Source organism: Jannaschia formosa, from assembly GCF_003340555.1.
Classification (GTDB): Bacteria; Pseudomonadota; Alphaproteobacteria; order Rhodobacterales; family Rhodobacteraceae; genus Jannaschia; species Jannaschia formosa.
Genome location: NZ_QPLJ01000088.1, coordinates 1 through 1,321, shown reverse-complemented (window position 1 = coordinate 1,321; position 1,321 = coordinate 1). Strand labels below are relative to the sequence as shown.

Genomic DNA, 1,321 nt, shown 5'->3' with positions numbered 1-1,321 from the left:
TGAACCGCGCCGGGTTTGCCGGAGGCTCCAACTTCTGAGTAGGGTGGAGCATCATGAGCAAGACCACGAACAAGTTTTCTCCTGAGGTGCGCGAGCGGGCGGTGCGGCTGGTTCTCGACAGCGAGGGCCAGCATGCGTCGCGCTGGCAGGCGGTGATGTCGATCGCGGCGAAGATCGGCTGCACGCCCCAGACCCTGAACGAGTGGGTCAGGAAGGCAGAGGTCGACAGCGGCCGGCGCGCGGGCATTCCGATCGAGATGGCCGAGAAGATGAAGGCCCTGGAGCGTGAGAACCGGGAGCTGCGCCAGGCGAACGAGATCCTCAGGAAGGCATCGGCGTATTTTGCGATGGCGGAGCTCGACCGCCGGTCGAAGTGATGGTCGGGTTTATCGACGACCATCGAGGTGAACACGGGGTCGAGCCGATCTGCGATGTGCTGCCGATCGCCCCGTCCACCTACTACGATCACCTCGCCAAGCGGGCTGATCCAGCCCGGCGGTCCGCTCGCACACGCCGGGACGAAGAGCTGCGCCCCGAGATCAAGCGCGTCTTCGAGGACAACTGGAGCGTCTATGGTGTGCGGAAGGTTTGGCGGCAACTCCAGCGTGAAGGCTTCGATGTCGCCCGATGCACGGTCACGAGGTTGATGAAGGACATGGATATTCAGGGCATTATCCGCGGCAAACCGCACAGGACGACGATCCCCGACAAGAAGCAGCCCTGCCCGCTGGACAAGGTGAACCGCCAGTTCCGGGTGCCTGCGCCGAACATGCTGTGGGTCAGCGACTTCACCTATGTCGCGACATGGAGGGGCTTCGTCTATGTCGCTTTCGTCATCGACGCTTACGCCCGCAAGATCGTGGGCTGGCGCGTCAACACCTCGGCGCATGCGGGGTTCGTTCTCGATGCCCTGGAGCAGGCGGTGCATGATCGCCGCCCCGGAAAGGGCATGGGACTGGTCCACCACAGCGACAGGGGCAGCCAATACCTGTCCATCCGCTACAGCGAGCGACTGGCCGAAGCTGGCATCGAGCCCTCGGTCGGCAGCGTCGGCGACAGCTACGACAACGCGCTGGCCGAGACGATCAACGGGCTGTTCAAGGCCGAGGTCATCCACCGCCGCGGGCCATGGCGCAGCTTCGAGGCTGTCGAATACGCCACACTGGAATGGGTGGACTGGTTCAACAACCGTCGCCTGCTGGAGCCCATCGGGAACATCCCGCCAGCCGAAGCCGAGGCCAACTTCTACGCCGCTCTGGAAACCGAACCCATGGCCGCGTAACTAAACGCAATCAGCCTCCGGCAAACCCGGAGCGGTTCA

At 63.8% G+C, this 1,321-nt stretch carries 1 protein-coding gene and 1 other annotated feature; the gene reads left to right on the top strand.

Annotation, left to right across the window (positions count from 1 at the left end):
* Window positions 1-53 precede the first annotated feature (53 nt).
* A protein-coding gene (locus tag DR046_RS22895; protein ID WP_115384633.1) for an IS3 family transposase occupies window positions 54-1,282 on the top strand; the annotation gives its coding sequence in 2 pieces (ribosomal slippage) (window positions 54-342 and window positions 342-1,282; 1,230 coding nt in all).
* Window positions 335-451: a sequence feature (AL1L pseudoknot), on the top strand. (Overlaps the previous gene by 117 nt.)
* Window positions 1,283-1,321: the final 39 nt, after the last annotated feature.